The organism is Nitrosovibrio sp. Nv6 (assembly GCF_900110495.1).
In the GTDB taxonomy this organism is placed as follows: domain Bacteria; phylum Pseudomonadota; class Gammaproteobacteria; order Burkholderiales; family Nitrosomonadaceae; genus Nitrosospira.
The window spans coordinates 40751-58064 of record NZ_FODX01000005.1 but is presented as its reverse complement, the minus strand read 5'-3'; the positions used below and the strand labels follow the sequence as shown (position 1 = coordinate 58064).

The 17314-nt window shown below is 53.9% G+C and carries 16 protein-coding genes; 6 read left to right on the top strand and 10 right to left on the bottom strand.

The window, feature by feature from the left end; genetic code table 11:
- Positions 1-11 precede the first annotated feature (11 nt).
- Both BMX66_RS11270 and BMX66_RS11265 read left to right on the top strand, forming a co-directional pair.
- Positions 12-305, top strand: coding sequence for a hypothetical protein (locus BMX66_RS11270; RefSeq protein WP_090882222.1), 294 nt, complete (start codon positions 12-14; stop codon positions 303-305).
- A gap of 93 nt (positions 306-398) precedes the next feature.
- Positions 399-719: a heavy metal-binding domain-containing protein gene (locus tag BMX66_RS11265; RefSeq protein WP_090882220.1), complete on the top strand. Its 321-nt coding sequence runs from the start codon at positions 399-401 to the stop codon at positions 717-719.
- 139 nt (positions 720-858) lie between these two features.
- Here BMX66_RS11265 and BMX66_RS11260 read toward each other — a convergent pair whose 3' ends face one another.
- Positions 859-1560: an SDR family oxidoreductase gene (locus BMX66_RS11260; protein ID WP_090882216.1), complete on the bottom strand. Its 702-nt coding sequence runs from the start codon at positions 1558-1560 to the stop codon at positions 859-861.
- Positions 1561-1825: 265 nt separating this feature from the next.
- Between BMX66_RS11260 and BMX66_RS11255 the strand changes: the two genes are divergently transcribed.
- Positions 1826-2650: an SDR family NAD(P)-dependent oxidoreductase gene (locus BMX66_RS11255; protein WP_090882215.1), complete on the top strand. Its 825-nt coding sequence runs from the start codon at positions 1826-1828 to the stop codon at positions 2648-2650.
- 59 nt (positions 2651-2709) lie between these two features.
- Here BMX66_RS11255 and BMX66_RS11250 read toward each other — a convergent pair whose 3' ends face one another.
- From BMX66_RS11250 to BMX66_RS11200, 9 genes are all read right to left on the bottom strand, one after another.
- Entirely contained in the window at positions 2710-3768 is a 1059-nt protein-coding gene (locus BMX66_RS11250) for an AI-2E family transporter (RefSeq protein ID WP_090882429.1), read from the bottom strand.
- A 329-nt stretch (positions 3769-4097) separates the two neighbouring features.
- The gene (locus BMX66_RS11240) at positions 4098-4508 is read right to left on the bottom strand and encodes a GlcG/HbpS family heme-binding protein (RefSeq protein WP_090882211.1); all 411 of its coding nucleotides are present in this window, start codon (positions 4506-4508) and stop codon (positions 4098-4100) included.
- Between the two features lie 115 nt (positions 4509-4623).
- Positions 4624-6657, bottom strand: coding sequence for a sodium-translocating pyrophosphatase (locus tag BMX66_RS11235; protein WP_090882209.1), 2034 nt, complete (start codon positions 6655-6657; stop codon positions 4624-4626).
- Between the two features lie 157 nt (positions 6658-6814).
- Positions 6815-8074, bottom strand: coding sequence for a 6-phosphofructokinase (locus BMX66_RS11230; RefSeq protein ID WP_090882207.1), 1260 nt, complete (start codon positions 8072-8074; stop codon positions 6815-6817).
- Positions 8075-8280: 206 nt separating this feature from the next.
- Positions 8281-8934, bottom strand: a complete 654-nt coding sequence (gene adk / locus BMX66_RS11225) for an adenylate kinase (RefSeq protein ID WP_090882205.1) — start codon at positions 8932-8934, stop codon at positions 8281-8283.
- 395 nt (positions 8935-9329) lie between these two features.
- A complete protein-coding gene (locus BMX66_RS11215; protein ID WP_090882201.1) occupies positions 9330-12257 on the bottom strand; it encodes a valine--tRNA ligase in 2928 nt (975 codons plus the stop codon).
- 154 nt (positions 12258-12411) lie between these two features.
- On the bottom strand, positions 12412-12786 hold the full coding sequence (locus BMX66_RS11210) for a hypothetical protein (RefSeq protein WP_090882197.1): 375 nt from the start codon (positions 12784-12786) through the stop codon (positions 12412-12414).
- A gap of 93 nt (positions 12787-12879) precedes the next feature.
- Positions 12880-13299 (bottom strand): DNA polymerase III subunit chi, encoded by a 420-nt coding sequence (locus tag BMX66_RS11205; RefSeq protein WP_090882195.1) that lies wholly within the window; start codon positions 13297-13299, stop codon positions 12880-12882.
- Positions 13296-14840 carry a leucyl aminopeptidase gene (locus BMX66_RS11200; protein ID WP_090882427.1) on the bottom strand — a complete coding sequence of 515 codons (1545 nt, stop codon included), beginning with the start codon at positions 14838-14840 and terminating at the stop codon, positions 13296-13298. Before BMX66_RS11200 ends, BMX66_RS11205 begins: the two co-directional genes overlap by 4 nt.
- A 184-nt stretch (positions 14841-15024) precedes the next feature.
- Here BMX66_RS11200 and BMX66_RS11195 point away from each other — a divergent pair, with 184 nt between their 5' ends.
- From BMX66_RS11195 to BMX66_RS11185, 3 genes are all read left to right on the top strand, one after another.
- Complete coding sequence (locus tag BMX66_RS11195; RefSeq protein ID WP_090882193.1) at positions 15025-15528, top strand: methylated-DNA--[protein]-cysteine S-methyltransferase; 504 nt, start codon at positions 15025-15027, stop codon at positions 15526-15528.
- Positions 15515-16435: a site-specific tyrosine recombinase XerD gene (xerD, locus tag BMX66_RS11190; RefSeq protein WP_090882191.1), complete on the top strand. Its 921-nt coding sequence runs from the start codon at positions 15515-15517 to the stop codon at positions 16433-16435. Before BMX66_RS11195 ends, xerD begins: the two co-directional genes overlap by 14 nt.
- Positions 16436-16641: 206 nt before the next feature.
- Entirely contained in the window at positions 16642-17313 is a 672-nt protein-coding gene (locus tag BMX66_RS11185) for a YiaD family glycine zipper/OmpA-like lipoprotein (RefSeq protein WP_090882189.1), read from the top strand.
- Position 17314: the final 1 nt, after the last annotated feature.

Below are 17314 nucleotides of genomic sequence, written 5' to 3'. Positions count from 1 at the left end.
AATAATATACCATGGATAAACCTGAACCGACCCCCTCTTATGACCGCCTGCAAAAGCTTCTTGCGATTCCTGAGAGGCAACGCACCGAAGCCCAGTGGGATGAGATCAATGAGCTTGAGATTACGCTTACGCCCATCAACCGGGCAATAACTTCCGAGCGGAATGTTCGGCGCAAGCCGGTCCCTGCGCCTGCTGAGCAATTCAAACCCCGTGATGGGGCACAGGGAACGCAAGGAGCACAGGGAACACTGGGAAAACGCCCGTTGAAGAAGCTTCGCAAGAGGCCGAAACCAAACACGCCATAGCGAATGACAGGTGCAGTCATGAACGAACTATTATTGTGATTGGCAATGAAAAGTCATCAGGTTTTTTATTGACGAAACTTTGGATGGAGGAATATGCAACTTACCACTACCCCGAGCATTGATGGAAAGCGCATCACGAAATACTGTGGCGTCATCGCCGGGGAAGCAATTCTCGGCGCCAACCTGTTCAAGGACCTGTTTGCGGGAATCCGCGACCTGGTGGGAGGACGTTCTGGAACCTATGAGAAAGAGTTGCAGCGGGCACGGGAGATTGCGCTGGAAGAACTGCGGCAGCGCGCGCAGGATCTTGGCGCAAACGCCGTCATCGGCATTGATATCGATTACGAGATAATGGGAAAAGACAACGGGATGCTGATGGTTTCGGCTAGTGGGACGGCCGTAATTGTTGAATAAGGTAGCTTGGGTGAACCGTCCGGATTAATCAGGTTTAACTGGATTGATTCGATTGCGGCGCGGACTGGCCGAAGCTCCAGGCATCCTCCACCTGTCAGGTTCGCTACTTGGCCATGGCCCAAAATAGCAGGCCGAGCGGTTACCATGGAATCGCCTGGCCGTCATAAGCGATGAATTTACCGGAATCTGCCAGCGTGAGTCCGCTGATGACGTGGCGCATGCCGGAGACACTCTCAGATCTCGAGATCAATGCTTTCGGGCCTCCCATATCTGTCTTTACCCAGCCGGGATGGAATACCACCGCAATGACGCTTGCAGGTTTGAGGTCGATAGCAAGCGTTTTAACAACCATATTTACCGCCGCCTTGCTGGAACGGTACATATAACTGCCGCCGCCGCTGTTATCCGCAATGCTGCCCATTTTACTGCTGATAGTCACGATTATCTTGTGGCTGCTTCGGGCAATTTGCGGCGCAAAGGTCTGGGCCATCTTCAGGGCAGCCATTGTGTTGATGCGAAATGCATACTCCCAGGCCTCGTAGTCCGCATTACTGAAAGTGCCGCCTGCATGAGAGCCGGTATAAACGCCGGCATTGTTAAGCAGCAGATCGATGGGTTCACTGGCTAGTGACTGCGCCAGTTTTTCGATCTGGGCATGATCCGCAACATCAAGCGCATGCACCGTAACCTGACCTGGATAACGGGCCGCCAACGCGTTGAGTTCATCTGATTTTTGCGGGTGGCGGCTGCCCGCAAAAACACGCCACCCATCTGCGGCGTATTGCCTGCAAAATTCCAGCCCGATCCCCCGGTTGGCTCCTGTGATCAATGTAGTTTTCATATTTCTCTCCTTACTGCTTGCAATTGGCCGGATTTCTCCGAGATTAAAACCGGCGTGCTGAATTGCCTGATGCTATAAAGTAGTGTTAGAGGATGAATTCGCACATAACGATACGTTGTGTTTCACCTGAGGAAATCTTCGGGTAAAGCCCATTTGCCAGCAGTTATTAGCGAGCGTTCCTTGACAGTCTGTTGAGAGGTTTTCTAATACTCGTTCATTATGTATAAAAAGCTAAACGAATGGCAATCATAAAAGGAGCGAAGATATGACTCAACGAATTGCATTGGTTACCGGCGCGTCCAGCGGTATCGGAAGGGCCACGGCGGAGCTTCTCGCCCAAAACGGTTATTACGTATTTGCCGCGGCGCGCCGCATGTACAGACTGGAACAGATACGGTCTGACCATATAGAGCCGATCCAGTTGGACGTTACCGATGAAGAAGCCGTTCATAGGGCGGTAAGTCACGTGATATCGACCAAGGGAAGGATTGATGTGCTGGTGAATAATGCCGCATTCTGTCAGCTCGGCGCAATCGAATGTGTTTCCATGGAGGCGGCCCATAGACAATTCGAGGTCAATGTTTTTGGCTACGCGCGATTCATGCAGGCGGTGCTTCCGCATATGCGAAAGCAGAAATCAGGATGTATTGTCAATATCGTTTCCATATTGAGCAGGATATCCGTTCCTGGCTTCGGCTGGTACGCCGCTTCGAAGTATGCCATTGAGGCGCTGACTGATGCCCTGCGCGGTGAAGTGATGGAGTTCGGGATCGATGTTGTGCTCATTGCACCCGGCTTGATAAAGACGGAGTTCGTTCCTAATCAGTTAAGAACGTTGGAGGCGGTTGAGCACCCCCCAGGCTACGAAAGGCTTCTTGCCGGTGTGCGTAACCTGGTCGCCGGAGAACCCAAGGCGCCCGGCCCGGAAATCATCGCGAAGGCGGTCGTCGACGCTGTTACCGCCTCCAATCCCCCCGTAAGGCATGCGCTCCCTCTCGATTCCAAGATGTCCGTCGCCGCCAGATGGTTATTGGGGGATCGCATATTCGCTTGGGCGGTCCGGCTCCAGATGCGGTTTTCGAGGACTTGATATACGGACTTGATGTACGTACTGTTTGACTCCAACACGAGCCAAGGCGCGCGTTCCGGTCAATCCACGGGTGCTTCCGTCGACGAAGAAAAGAGATCCCATGCAGCAATGAACAGCGCTGCGATGACCGGCCCGATAACGAAACCGTTAAGGCCGAAAAGAACGAGGCCTCCGAGCGTGGAGATGAGGATCACATAGTCGGGGATTCTGGTGTCCCGCCCGACGAGTACGGGTCGTAAAAGGTTATCGACGAGCCCAATTACAAACACGCCGAAGCCGATGAGGACAGCGCCCTGCCAAATAGCGCCGGTAACCAGAAAATAGATTGCGACCGGCAACCATATCAGCCCGGCTCCAACCGCTGGTATCAGGGAAAGAAAGGCCATCACGAAGCCCCATAGCAGTGCTCCCTGAATGCCGAGAAACGAAAACATCACGCCACCCAGTGCGCCCTGAATTGCGGCAACGACAACGTTGCCTTTTACCGTGGCGCGAATAACAGTAGTGAATTTTCCGAACAGATGCCGCTTATGCTCCATGCTCAGCGGTATGGCTTGCTTGATCTTCGACGAGAGCGCGGCGCCGTCGCGCAGCAGGAAAAAAAGCAGGTACAGCATGATGCCGAAACTGACAACGAATTCAAAAGTATTCTGGCCGATGCTAAGCGCGTGCATTGCGACAAATTGACTGCCCTGCAAAACGCCGGTTGACAGCATCTCCTGCAGTTCGGAAATATTTGTGAGTCCGGAGCGGTCCAGCAGATTGACTAGCCAGGGCGGTAAGGCGTTCATGATCTGTTGAAAATATGCGCCGAAATTCAATTCTCCTGATCGAATCCTCTGGTAGACAACTACGCCTTCCTGCAGCATTGAAATTGTCATTATTGTAATCGGGAGAATCACCACAATTAGACAGAGCAATAGAGTGGTGATCGCGGCAAGGTTTCGGCGATGTTTCATGACAGCCAGCAACCGGCGATAAAACGGGGTAAATATAATGGCAAGAACCGAGCCCCAGAATACCGCGCCGTAGAATGGCAAGAGAATCCAGACGAATGCCACGGAGACGGCAATCAACATGAGAAGAAACGTTTTTTGTTGAAGCTCCGAGTTATTCATATAATCCTGAGGGCTCAGTAAGGGCATTCATCGATTTGCAGCCCAATCCTACCTTAACTCAGCCTCAAGTTGGATAGCGACGATGAGAAAAGGGGAGGCGACGGTGCGGAGAAGGGTTTACGAGAACGCGGGAAACACCGATCTCACACTACATTGTGCAGTATGCGGTGGCGCGATGGAAGAGAAACCGGGAGTTGCAGCCAGACAGCGCACGCGTCTGGTCGCGATTTTCATCCCGGACCACCGAGACCAGGCTGATTCCGGTAATCATTGTTTCTGCCCCACCGGAGCCCATGTAGTAACCGGGCCTGGCAAAAAACAGCTTTTTTTCAGGTCTTTCCCAGCAGCGCATCCAATCCCGCTTGTGCAATTTGCGCATCCTCATGGGATCTCACACCGCTTACCCCCACAGCGCCTACGAACTGGCTATCCACTACGATGGGCAAGCCTCCTTCAATCGGCAGGGTTCCGGGCAGGCCGAGATAACGCATGCGACCATCAGTAATATGTTCTTCCCACACCTTGGTAGGGCGACGAAAAGCAATGGCGGCACGTGCCTTCTGGATTGCGACATCAATACTCCCGAATTGTGCGTTGTCGAGGCGCAGCAGGCTAATCAGGTGAGCGCCGTCGTCAACAATGGCAATCACAACCGGCCAGTTGTTGCGTCCGGCTTCCGCTTCCGCCGCCGCAGCGACGATTTTGGCGTCAGCAAGAGTGAGACTGATCTTGTTATTCATAAGGAATATTGGAATCGGGGAAAGATTGAGTGCAGATGATACATGAAGGAGATTTAATCTCCGAAAAAAACAAAGCACGCCGGAACTGCCAGGCGTGCTTTTGGGAGGTGCAAATTTACAGGAGCGGTACGACCAGTAACGCGACGATGTTCATGATCTTGATGAGCGGATTGATCGCGGGACCGGCGGTATCCTTATAGGGATCGCCGACCGTGTCGCCTGTGACGGCCGCTTTATGTGCTTCAGAGCCCTTTCCGCCGAAGTTGCCGTCTTCAATGTATTTTTTGGCATTATCCCAGGCTCCGCCCCCGGCGGTCATGGAAATTGCCACAAAAATACCCGTGATGATGGCGCCAATCAGAACGCCGCCCAAGGCTACCGGACCAAGCAGGAGGCCGACAAGCAGAGGCACGGCTACCGGCAGCAACGAAGGAAGGATCATTTCCTTGATAGCCGCCCTTGTTACCATGTCCACTGCTCTGGAATAATCCGGTTTGGCAGTACCTTCCATGATGCCGGGAATTTCCTTGAACTGACGGCGCACTTCCACCACTACGGACCCCGCGGCACGGCCGACCGCTTCCATTGCCATGGCGCCGAACAGGTAGGGAACCATCCCACCCAGAAACAAACCGATGATCACCATGTGGTCGGATAAATCGAAACTCACCGATTTGCCGCCGCTGGCGAGCGCATGGGTGTAATCCGCAAACAGCACCAGCGCAGCCAGACCGGCAGAGCCAATGGCGTAACCTTTTGTCACCGCCTTGGTGGTGTTGCCCACGGCATCCAGCGGATCGGTAATATCCCGTATCTCTGACGGCAGGCCAGCCATTTCCGCGATGCCCCCGGCGTTGTCGGTAATCGGACCGTAGGCGTCGAGTGCCACGATAATTCCGGCCATTGACAGCATGGACGTGGCAGCAATGGCAATGCCATATAGTCCTGCCAACTCATATGTGCACCAGATAGAGAGACAAACGACCAGCACCGGGGCCGCGGTGGATTTCATGGAAACGCCAAGGCCCGCAATCACGTTGGTGCCATGGCCGGTGCTGGAGGCTTCAGCGATATGCCGCACCGGCTTGTACTCGGTGGAGGTGTAATACTCGGTAATCCAGACCATGGCAGCGGTAAGGACCAGGCCGACCAACCCGGCGAGATACAGATTTGTCGATGAAACCAGCTTGCCCTCAATCATTACGCCGTCGCCCAGCATTATGGTAGTGATGGGATAGTAGGCGAGTGCCGCCAGTCCGCCGGCGACCGCCAGCCCGCGATAAAGCGCATTCATGATCTTGCCGCCCTCACGCGCCTTGACGAAGTAGCAGCCGATGATGGAGGCAATAATCGAGACTCCGCCCAGCACCAGCGGATAGAGCGCCGCATTCGGGCCAGCGTCGGTGATGAGCAACCCGCCGAGCAGCATGGTCGCGATAATGGTAACGGCGTAAGTCTCAAACAGGTCCGCAGCCATACCGGCACAGTCTCCGACATTGTCTCCGACGTTATCAGCAATCACCGCCGGGTTGCGCGGATCATCCTCAGGGATGCCGGCTTCGACCTTGCCCACGAGGTCGGCGCCGACGTCGGCGCCCTTCGTGAAAATACCGCCGCCAAGACGGGCAAAAATGGAAATCAGCGAACTGCCGAAGGCCACGCCGACCAATGCATGAGTTGCCTCCGCCTGGGTAGCACCCATGCCGGTAAGCGCCGCAAAGTAGCCGGCCACGCCTAGCAGACCCAGGCCCACCACTAGCATGCCAGTGATGGCTCCGCCTTTGAATGCCACATCAAGCGCGGCGTTGAGTCCTTGACGAGCAGCTTCCGCAGTACGTACATTGGCGCGCACAGACACGTTCATGCCGATATATCCGGTGAGGCCGGACAGGAATGCACCGAGGGCAAAGCCCACTGCGGTTTGCCAGCCCAGTGCCATGAAAATGGCCATCAGCAGAATCACGCCCACTATGCTGATGGTGGTGTATTGGCGATTCAGATAAGCCGAAGCACCCTGCTGGATCGCAGCGGCGATATCGCGCATGCGTTCGTTGCCGGTTGGCAAAGCCACAATCCATCTTATCGAAACCACTCCGTAGAGGAGCGCAGCCATCGCACAGCCAATTGCGATGATTAAACCAGTAGCCATTTAAATCTCCAGTTAAAGTCGGATTATCCAAGAACACCTACCGGGAATTCCAATCGCGGAATTCCGCGTGAAGCATCCGTTGGTGTATCCAAACATCAAGTAAACAATGCTGCCAATACTACTTATGCGCTTTCAATTACGTCAGATCTGAAGGGATTCAAATCGTGAAGTCGCCGAGTTTTTTCGCCACTGCGACATTCTTCAGCCGCACGTAGTTCGGTAACCCATCCGTGTAAGGGGGATAATCTTCTCCCTGGATGAGCGGCGCGAGATACTCGCGGCATTTGTCGGTGATGCCAAAACCATCTTCGCTGATGAAATTCTCGGGCATCATCTTTTCAACGTTGGCGACTTGAGAAAGCTGCGCCATGCCGACTTTCCACTTGTATGGCTTATTCGAAATGCGCTCTATCGTGGGCATTACCGAATTGTGCCCCTGGACGGCGAACTCCACCGCAGCCTTGCCCATTGCATAAGCCTGCTCCACATCGGTTTCGGATGCGATATGACGCGCAGCCCGTTGCAGATAGTCCGCTACGCCCCAGTGGTATTTCAGCCCGAGCTCCTCCTTGACGATGTTTGCCACAACAGGCGCTACGCCGCCAAGCTGCGCATGCCCGAAAGCGTCGCGAACTCCCTGGTCGGAGAGAAATTTCCCGTCATCTCCCTTCACGCCTTCGGATACCACTACCGAGCAGTAGCCGAATTGTTTGACATAACTGTCCACCTTGGCGATAAATTTCGCTTTGTCGAAAGCGATCTCGGGAAAGAGGATGACGATCGGAATTTCACCGTCGCTGCTGGACGCCAAACCTCCCGCCGCTGCGATCCACCCGGCATGGCGACCCATCACTTCCAGCACGAATACCTTGGTCGATGTTGCACACATGCTGGCTACGTCAAAGCTTGCTTCCAGGGTGGATACCGCGATGTATTTCGCGACTGAGCCGAAGCCCGGGCAGCAGTCTGTGATGGGAAGGTCGTTATCTACCGTTTTCGGTACATGGATGGCCTGGATGGGGTAGCTCAGGGTACCGGCCAGTTGGGAGACCTTGAGGCAGGTGTCAGCTGAGTCACCTCCGCCGTTATAGAAGAAGTAACCGATATTATGTGCTTTGAATACTTCGATCAGACGCTCGTACTCTCGCCGGTTTTGTTCAAGACTCTTCAGCTTGTAGCGGCAAGACCCGAACGCGCCTGACGGAGTATGTCGCAAGGCCCGGATCGCCGCGTCGGAATCTTCGCCCGTATCGATCAGATCTTCGGTAAGGGCGCCAATGATACCGTTGCGGCCCGCATAAATCTTGCCTATCTTTCCCTCTTGCTGGCGCGCGGTTTCGATGACGCCGGCGGCAGAGGCATTTATGACGGCGGTAACTCCGCCGGACTGAGCATAAAAAGCATTTTTTGCTGCCATTTTTCTCCCCTGATTATCTAAATCCTTTCTTCCTTTTATTGCACTAGCCAATACGCCCGCGCACTTTCTCCCATGGCGCTAAAGTCGGGCGCGCCATCATTCACACGGCAATATTGGAACTCCTGCCGCTTCGGCATTGCTCTGTTCGCGAATTAAAACGGCGGTGATACCATGAAGCTTGAGCCCGCCAGGAGTTTTGACTGAAGTTATTTCAGCGACGCGAAAATGGCGTCGCGGATGTTTTCCACCGAACCGGTCCCCGCTATTTTTACATACGTGGGGGCGCCGATTCCGCCACTAGCTGACCATCTGGCATAGTATTCTACCAATGGTTTGGTTTGGGCGTGATAAATTTCGAGCCGTTTCCTTACGGTTTCCTCTTTGTCATCATCACGCTGTATCAGCGGCTCGCCTGTTACATCGTCCCTGTCATCCGTCTTGGGTGGATTGAATGTCATGTGATAAATACGGCCCGAAGCAGGATGCACGCGCCGGCCCGACAAACGCACGATGATTTCTTCATCGGGCACGTCAATTTCAATCACGAAGTTGATTGGTACGCCCGCAGCCTTCATTGCGTCCGCCTGGGGAATGGTACGAGGAAAACCGTCAAAGAGAAAACCTCGTTCACAGTCCGGCTGCGCGATGCGAGCCTTTACCAGGCTGATAATGATGTCATCGGAAACAAGTCCGCCCTCGTCCATGATCTTTTTGGCCATGACGCCCAGGTCGGACCCCGCCTTGACGGCCGCGCGCAGCATGTCTCCCGTGGAAATCTGAGGAATGCCGAAATATTCCTTGATATAGCTGGCCTGCGTCCCTTTTCCCGCGCCGGGGCCGCCTAATAGAACAATTATGATTATTCCCCCTTTTTATAAAAACTTAGCCGGTGCGGCAGAGAGTGAGAGGATTTAAATGGTTCGGCATTATAGCGCAGCCAGGCACCATACTTGAACTTTTTACTCCAGGTCACGGGCCGGGAGCCTGTGAGTTGGACATGCAGAAAGTGCTGGGGATGATTATAAGGGGCCCATTAATGATCGTAGCCGGCTTCCAAAACGGCGACGCTGGGAAGCGCATTGGGGTGAGTGCCCGCTTCTGCTGTGACCCAATGAGGTGGGGGAGGAATGCTTGGTAGCAACGGGACTTGCCAGCCCTTTCTCCTCAGCCTTTATCGTAAGGGACCATTCGCATCCCCGGTTTCCCCGGCCTTGCCGCATCGGTCCTGTAAAAACGCGCCGGATAGCCCTTCTGGTTAGCTTGGGAGCCCGTCTAAAGGTTTCAAGTTGTCCAGTTTCAGTAGTTGCTCTTTCAGTTTCCCAAGCGTCGCACAAAAATTGGCCAGCCGTTCTTTTTCCTGGTCCACCACCCTGGCCGGAGCACGTTCGACAAAGTTGCCATTGGTCAGCTTGATTTCCGCCTTGGTGATTTCGCCTTCAATACGAGCAATCTCCTTGATCAGCCGGGCGCGTTCCGTATCAATATTTACCTCAATTTTCAGCATCAACCTGAATTCGCCGACGATCGCTACCGGCGCTTCGGCATGAGGCAAGCTGTCCTGCATGATTTCAAGGCCTGATAATTTAGCCAGCGCTGTGAGGTAGGGGGAAAAGGTGGTAAGAGTTTGCTCATTGCCCGCAGCCAGCAGTGGAACCCGTAGTGCTGGAGACAAATTCATTTCGCCGCGCAGCGTCCGGCAGGCATTGATCATTTCCTTGAGTGCAACGATACGGCGGGTTGCGTCTTCATCTATTTTCCCTAGATCAGCTTTGGGATACGGCTGCAACATGATGCTCGCGCCTTGCGTGCCGGCAAGCGGGGCGATGCTCTGCCACAATTCTTCAGTAATGAAGGGAATGATGGGATGGGCAAGCCGCAATATGGTTTCCAATACCCGTGCGAGGGTGCGGCGGGTGGCGCGCTGTACTGCGTCATTGCCGTTATTCAACTGTACCTTGGCGAACTCCAGATACCAGTCACAATACTCATCCCAAACAAATTCATAGATTTCCCGTGCCGCGGTATCGAAGCGGTAATCGCGATAAGCCTGGGCTATCGTGCTTTCTGCCATTTGCAAGCGACTGATGATCCAGTTATCAGCATCGCAATATTCCAATGGTTTTGATTCTGTCAACCCCGTATCTTTGCCTTCACAGTTCATCAGCACATATCGGGTCGCATTCCACAGCTTGTTACAGAAATTGCGATAACCCTCGCAGCGCTGCATATCAAATTTTATGTCGCGGCCATGGGAGGCGAGACTGGCGAACGTAAAACGCAGGGCATCGGCGCCGAACGCAGGAATACCCTCGGGGAAGTGTTTCCGCGTGATTTTTTCGATAGATTCGGCCTGTCCGGGATTCATCAAGCCGGTGATACGCTTGGAAATCAGATCCGGCAAGGCGATGCCGTCGATGAGGTCCAGCGGGTCCAGCACATTTCCCTTGGATTTACTCATCTTGTGGCCTTCCGCATCGCGTATCAGGCCCGTTATATATACCTCCTCGAACGGCACCTTGCCGGTGAAATAGAGCGACATCATCACCATGCGTGCTACCCAGAAGAAAATGATGTCGAAGCCGGTGACCAGAACCGAGGTCGGCAGAAACGTCCTCAGTTCCGATGTTTCCTCGGGCCAGCCGAGCGTGGAAAATGGCCATAGGGCGGACGAAAACCAGGTATCGAGAACATCTTCATCCTGGCGCAGAGGAGGAATTCCGCAATACTTTACGACTTGCTCAATCTCCTCGGAGATTTCAACAAGTGTATTAAAAACCAGAATCTTGTCGCGTGTGAGTTGGCGCCCGGCATCATTCTTCAGATGCTCGAAATACTGCTCGTACGCGTCTTTTTCGGTTTTAGCTACGTAGATGTTGCCCTCATCGTCATACCAGGCCGGAATGCGGTGTCCCCACCATAGTTGGCGAGAAATGCACCAGTCCTGAATGTTTTCCAGCCATTGGTTGTAAACGTGGCTCCAGTTTTCAGGAATGAATTTAACCCCGCCGCCCGCCACTGCTTCCAGTCCACGCTTCGCCATGCCTTCCATTGCAACATACCATTGATCGGTAAGCATAGGCTCGATCACTGCGTGGGTCCGGTCGCCGCGCGGCACCATCAGTTTATGGGCCCTGGTTTCAACCAGGAGACCGTGCGCTTTCAGATCCGCGATAATTTTCTTGCGGGCGTCGAAACGATCCAGCCCCTGATACTCCGCAGGCGCAAGATCATTGATCTTTCCATCCGGTGTAAGGATGTTGAGCGGAACGAGTTTGTGTCGTTGTCCTACCTGATAGTCATTGAAATCATGGGCAGGGGTGATTTTTACACAACCTGTACCAAATTCCGGATCGGCATAGGAGTCGGCAATTACGGGAATGCTTCGTTCGCACAAGGGAAGACGCACATGGCGTCCTATCAGGTGCCGGTATCGCGCATCATCCGGATGCACCGCGATTGCCATATCGCCCAGCATGGTTTCGGGACGGGTCGTGGCGACAATCAATCCTTCTGGCTCCGTTTCCTCCGGATCCATCCCTGCCTTATTCTCCTTCTCGAGCGGGTACAAAATATGCCAGAGAGATCCATCTTCCTCCACCGATACCACTTCCAGATCGGAAACGGCGGTTTGCAGCACTGGGTCCCAGTTCACCAGGCGTTTGCCGCGATAGATGAGGCCATCGCGATAAAGCCGCACAAAAACCTCGGTAACCGCTCGGGATAATTCCGCATCCATGGTGAAGCGTTCGCGCGACCAGTCGCAGGAGGCACCTAATCGCCTCATCTGCCGGCTAATGGTAGAGCCGGACTCCGCCTTCCATTGCCACACCCGCTTGAGAAATTCTTCGCGTCCCAGATCGCGGCGGTCGATGTTTTGTTGATCCAGTTGGCGTTCCACTACGATCTGGGTAGCAATCCCGGCATGGTCAGTACCTGGTTGCCAGAGGGTATTGTCGCCGCACATGCGGTGATAACGCGTCAGCGCGTCCATCAAAGTGTGCTGAAAAGCATGCCCCATATGCAGCGTGCCAGTTACGTTGGGCGGAGGCAGCATAATGCAATAGGCGGGAACTGTGCCCGCGGCTGTTTCGCCGGGCATGAATTTGAAATAGCCGGCGGATTCCCATCGCGAATACCAGCGGCCTTCGATCTCGCGGGGATTAAAGCTTTTTTCGAGTTGCATGGATACTGATCGGGATGGCCGGAAACCGGCAATTATAGCGGAAGGCGCAGAGACAGGCGGCAGGACTATTGTGGACTCGGAGATACTTATTCTGGAATTGCGGGAGCTCTTTGAAAGTTATGAATTTCGATACGGGCGATGGCTGACAACGCGATCAAAGACCGAATAAGTGGGATTCCAGCGCCTGGACCAATGCTTTGCGTGCTCCGGCTTCCAGATCAATCCCAGCGTCCTTGAGCGCGGAATCCAGGACTTGCTCCAGCAGGAGGGTAATATCAGACTGTGGTGATAGCATAGGTGGTGTCACATATACTATTTCATTAAGCGTAGGTATATTATCGGCCGCGCTCAGTGATGTCTGATCCAGTGCTCCGGAAAAGGAGGGTGGAAGAGAACCCAAGCCATCATTTGCTTCAACCGGTGCGGAGGCGGAAGACCTGCTCTGGTGCTTGCGTAACAAGGCGTCCAGCTTGCGCAGGATTTCATCATACTCGGGTTCTGACGGCGCTTCATCGCTGTTATTTGTCATGAAAGTCCCCGGATTTGAGAAATACGTGAGATGGAGGAGGGTGAAATTCCAGCTTGAAGAGTGCCTGAGATCCTGTTTTTGAGCCTGTGTTGATTACGCTGCTCCCAGGTTGTGATGGCGGATTTGGTATCCCCGGTCCTGGTAGAAGCGGTAGCGCTTGCGTGCCGCCTCCGTATCTTCTGGTGTAGTTCCAGCTATTTCGATCAAACGCTTGAAGCGGCTGAAGAAAGACGGGCTTTCAACGTCGAGGTTGAGCAACACGTCATCATGTGGAAGTTTCGTAGCCTTGTCGGCAAGTATGACCGGAGTCATATCAGCCAGCTTGTCGTCCGCATGGCAGTGAGGGATGAAATCAATCGAGGAAAAAGTCCACAACAGCTTATCGAGCCGCTCGACAATTGATGTGTCCGACGTGTAAATCATTACCTTGAGGCCCTTGCGCACTGCCTTGGCGACAAGGCGGCAAGCAGTGTGAAGTTTGTCGCCGCCAGAGTAGAAGTCGATTTCCGTCATGCCGGTTTATTTCCAGGAGGCGTTTTTTTCCTGGCTCGTCCTATTAGAAACTGCGTTAGCAGCGGCACGGGCCGGCCTGTCGCGCCCTTTTCCTTGCCGGATTTCCAGGCGGTTCCCGCTACATCCAGGTGGGCCCATCGATATTTCTTGGTAAAACGCGACAGAAAGCAGGCAGCGGTAATGGTTCCGGCCGCGCGTCCCCCAATATTGCCCATATCGGCAAAATTACTTTTCAATTGCTCCTGGTACTCATCCCACAAGGGCAGGCGCCACGCGCGATCCGCGGCACGTGTGGAGGCGTCCAGCAGTTCCTCCGCCAGCTCTTCATCAGGGCTGAGCAGACCCGAAGCGACATGGCCGAGCGCAATGACACAGGCGCCGGTAAGGGTGGCAATATCGATTACGGTTTCCGGTTCATAACGCTCAGCATATGCCAACGCATCACAAAGGATTAGCCGTCCTTCAGCATCGGTATTGAGAATTTCTATAGTTTGCCCTGACATACTGGTAACGACGTCACCAGGCTTGGTAGCGTTGCCACCGGGCATGTTTTCGGTGGTCGGAATGATGCCGATCAAGTTGATCGGCAGGCCCATTTTCACAACTGCTGTAATCGTGCCAAGTACGCTGGCTGCGCCGCACATGTCGTACTTCATTTCATCCATTTCCGCCGCGGGCTTCAAGGAAATGCCGCCAGTATCAAAAGTGACGCCCTTGCCCACCAGCACAACAGGCTTTCCCTTTTTCTCCTTTTTCTCCCCTTTTGCTTGCCCCCAGTATTCCAGTACGATCAGCTTGGCGGGCTGGCGGCTGCCGCGGGCAACCGCCAGCAATGCCCCCATGCCCAGCTTTTCCATGTCCTTCTGCTCCAGGATAGTGGCTTTGAGCTTATGAGTCCTGGCAATATCCGACGCCTGCTCCGCCAGATAGGTTGGGGTACAGATGTTGGGCGCAAGATTTCCCAGATCTTTGGCCAGATTCATGCCGTCGGCGATAGCGAGTCCCTGCTGCAGCGCTTCTTCGCTGGCGGTCAACTCCGCGCCGGGGCTCATATTCATGGTGGCCAGGGTGACTTTGCGCAGATGCGGTTTGTTGTCTTCGACTTTGCTTTTGAGCCGATCGAAGCGATAAGCACTCTCCATCGCGACGATTGCGGTCTGTGAGACTTTCCACGCAGTGTCACGATTTTTTACATCAACTTCCGTCAAGAAAAGCGTCGCGTCCGTAGCGCCGGTTTCGTGCAATGTCTTGAAAGTAGTGCGTACCGCATCGCGATATGTTTTATCGCTGAATTCCTGTTCCTTGCCAAGCCCTACCAGCAGAACCCGCTCGCACAAGGTATTCGGTACGCCATGCAGCACCAGTGCAGAGCCCGCCTTGCCTTCCATGTCGCCGCTACGCAATATGCCTTTGATATACCCATCGGCGATCCTGTCAATCGCTTCGGCGGCTTTTGTCAATTTGCGTGGCTCGAATACGCCCACGACGATGCACGCACTGCGCTGCTTCTCAGGGTTCCCGCTTTTTATGCTAAATTTCACCGCTTGCTCCTTCACTAGGGTCTTGCCGCCAGGTTGTTCAAATCGGATAATGACCGATTATCGCCGGACTGTTCGCATAAAGTCAAAGTGGACAGGACACAATTGGATGAAAACCTGCCCGGCGGAATTCCTTGCGTTAACCAGCGGTGAGCGCGGGTGCTGATTAAGCGGACAAAATGCTGTCATGATCAAATCGAAGGTTGTTCCCAAAGCAAAATTGGCAGACGCCTATCAGGCGAAGATTGCCACTCCGTTTGCTGTCCTAGGTCTTCGGATCGAGGAAGACTGGCTGACAGATATCGAATACCTCCCTCTCGATACGCCGCCGCTTGCTCCGAAAACTCCTCTGGCCAAGGAAGTTTGCAATCAATTGCAGGCGTATCTGGCCGACCCGGGTTTTGTATTTGACTTATCAATGCACATTGGAGGTACCATTCACCAGCGCAGGGTATGGCGCGCCATTCAGGATATTCCAAATGGCGCAACCCGCAGTTATGCGGACATCGCTACAGAATTGCATTCCGCTCCGCGTGCAGTGGGACAGGCATGCGGCGCCAACCGGCTCCCGATTGTCATACCCTGTCATCGCGTTATTGCCAAAAATGGCGGGCTGGGAGGTTTTATGAACGCAAGCGACGGAAATCCGCTCACGATCAAGCGCTGGTTATTGCGGCATGAGGGGGTCTGAGCCTGGTTCGGATGTGCTGGATGCGTTCTGTGATTCATTATGGCTGGAAGATGGCCTTTCGTATAATACGCTGGAAAGCTACCGCAGCGATCTGGAGCAGTTCGGCCAGTGGCTTGCAAAGCAAAAACAGCAAAAGCAGTACGATAACATCCTGATAGCCGCGACTCATTCCGATCTGCTCACTTTTCTCGCCCATAAGGTTTCCGTCAGGGTCAAGGCCAGCACTACCAGCCGGGAGCTGTCGAGCCTGAAGCGTTTCTACCGTTTTCTGCTACGCGAGGGAAAAATTCGGGTTGATCCCAGCCTCAACATAGATGCGCCGAGGCTTCCCCGCAGCTTGCCTGCAAGTCTGACCGAAGCGGATGTGGAAGCGCTGCTTAACGCACCAGATGTGGGCGCCCCTTTGGGATTACGTGACCGCACCATGCTCGAAGTGTTATATGCCAGCGGATTGCGCGTATCCGAACTCATCAGTCTCGAGAGCGCACAAATCAGCCTGAACATGGGCGTTGTAAGAGTGATAGGCAAGGGCGGAAAAGAACGCCTGACGCCCTTGGGTGAAGAGGCACTGGAGTGGGTAAGCCGCTATGTTAAAGAAATCCGGTCCAGCTTGTTGGGTGGGAGATTGAGTAACGCCCTGTTCGTTACCTCCCGTGGTTCGGCCATGACACGCCAGGCTTTCTGGTATCTGATCAAACGCTATGCGCGGCAGGCTGGTATCGCCACCCCATTGTCGCCGCACACGTTACGCCACGCTTTTGCCACGCACCTGCTCAACCACGGCGCTGATCTGCGCGTCGTACAATTGCTGCTGGGCCATGCCGATATCTCCACCACGCAAATTTATACCCACGTGGCCCGCGAGCGGTTGAAGCGCCTGCACGCCATGCATCATCCCAGGGGATAATGGAAAATATTTTCAAGTCACACGGGGGATAAAAAATCCTCTTGTCTGCCGGAACGATTATATTCCAACGCTGCCAATTTCCGACATCGGCTGTACATTCTGACTGCGAATATTGAATATTGCATCTGTTAACGCCTCTGCTAAAGTTAATACGAGTAAAATCAAGAAATTGCTGCTACCACCCTAACAACAATCAGGAGAAAATCATGCGTAACCAATTATCCGTTATTTCCATAGCGATGGTCTTGACATTGGGTGGCTGTGCCAGTTCACCTGAAACGCAGAGCACCAGAACCAGAGATACAGCTATCGGCGCAGGGATTGGCGCAAGCACGGGCGCAATAATTGGCGCGATTGCGGGTAAAGGCAAAGGTGCGGCAATCGGTGCGGCGGCTGGCGCCGGTGTCGGTGCTATTGCCGGAAATGTATGGTCCAGAAGAATGGAAGAGCAGAAGCGGGAGATGGAACAAGCTACCGCGGGTACGGGGGTCGAAGTGGTAAAAACGTTTGATAATCGCCTGAAGCTGGATATCCCAAGCGATATTTCGTTTGATACCGGCCGAGCGGAAATCAAATCCAATTTCAGACAGATATTGGACAGCTTCGCGACAAGCCTGAGCAATAATCCGGGTACCCGGGTAACGATTATCGGGCATACGGACAGTTCGGGTAGCGATGCGGTGAATAATCCACTATCGCTCAACCGTGCAGCCAGCACGCGTGATTACCTGGTAAACCAGGGTGTTTCTTCAAATCGTATAAGTGTTGACGGGCGTGGTTCCCGTGAACCTATTGTTGCCAACGATACTCCGGCAAACAGAGCAAAAAACCGCCGTGTCGAGATCTTTGTGGCTGAACCACAGGCCGCCTCACAGTAAG

Bases quoted from the DNA above. Each gene is read 5' to 3' on its own strand.
- BMX66_RS11270 (WP_090882222.1), top strand. From the start codon at position 12: ATGGATAAACCTGAACCGACCCCCTCTTATGACCGCCTGCAAAAGCTT.
- BMX66_RS11265 (WP_090882220.1), top strand. From the start codon at position 399: ATGCAACTTACCACTACCCCGAGCATTGATGGAAAGCGCATCACGAAA.
- BMX66_RS11260 (WP_090882216.1), bottom strand. From the start codon at position 1,560: ATGAAAACTACATTGATCACAGGAGCCAACCGGGGGATCGGGCTGGAA.
- BMX66_RS11255 (WP_090882215.1), top strand. From the start codon at position 1,826: ATGACTCAACGAATTGCATTGGTTACCGGCGCGTCCAGCGGTATCGGA.
- BMX66_RS11250 (WP_090882429.1), bottom strand. From the start codon at position 3,768: ATGAATAACTCGGAGCTTCAACAAAAAACGTTTCTTCTCATGTTGATT.
- BMX66_RS11240 (WP_090882211.1), bottom strand. From the start codon at position 4,508: ATGAATAACAAGATCAGTCTCACTCTTGCTGACGCCAAAATCGTCGCT.
- BMX66_RS11235 (WP_090882209.1), bottom strand. From the start codon at position 6,657: ATGGCTACTGGTTTAATCATCGCAATTGGCTGTGCGATGGCTGCGCTC.
- BMX66_RS11230 (WP_090882207.1), bottom strand. From the start codon at position 8,074: ATGGCAGCAAAAAATGCTTTTTATGCTCAGTCCGGCGGAGTTACCGCC.
- BMX66_RS11215 (WP_090882201.1), bottom strand. From the start codon at position 12,257: ATGCAACTCGAAAAAAGCTTTAATCCCCGCGAGATCGAAGGCCGCTGG.
- BMX66_RS11210 (WP_090882197.1), bottom strand. From the start codon at position 12,786: ATGACAAATAACAGCGATGAAGCGCCGTCAGAACCCGAGTATGATGAA.
- BMX66_RS11205 (WP_090882195.1), bottom strand. From the start codon at position 13,299: ATGACGGAAATCGACTTCTACTCTGGCGGCGACAAACTTCACACTGCT.
- BMX66_RS11195 (WP_090882193.1), top strand. From the start codon at position 15,025: ATGATCAAATCGAAGGTTGTTCCCAAAGCAAAATTGGCAGACGCCTAT.
- xerD (WP_090882191.1), top strand. From the start codon at position 15,515: ATGAGGGGGTCTGAGCCTGGTTCGGATGTGCTGGATGCGTTCTGTGAT.
- BMX66_RS11185 (WP_090882189.1), top strand. From the start codon at position 16,642: ATGCGTAACCAATTATCCGTTATTTCCATAGCGATGGTCTTGACATTG.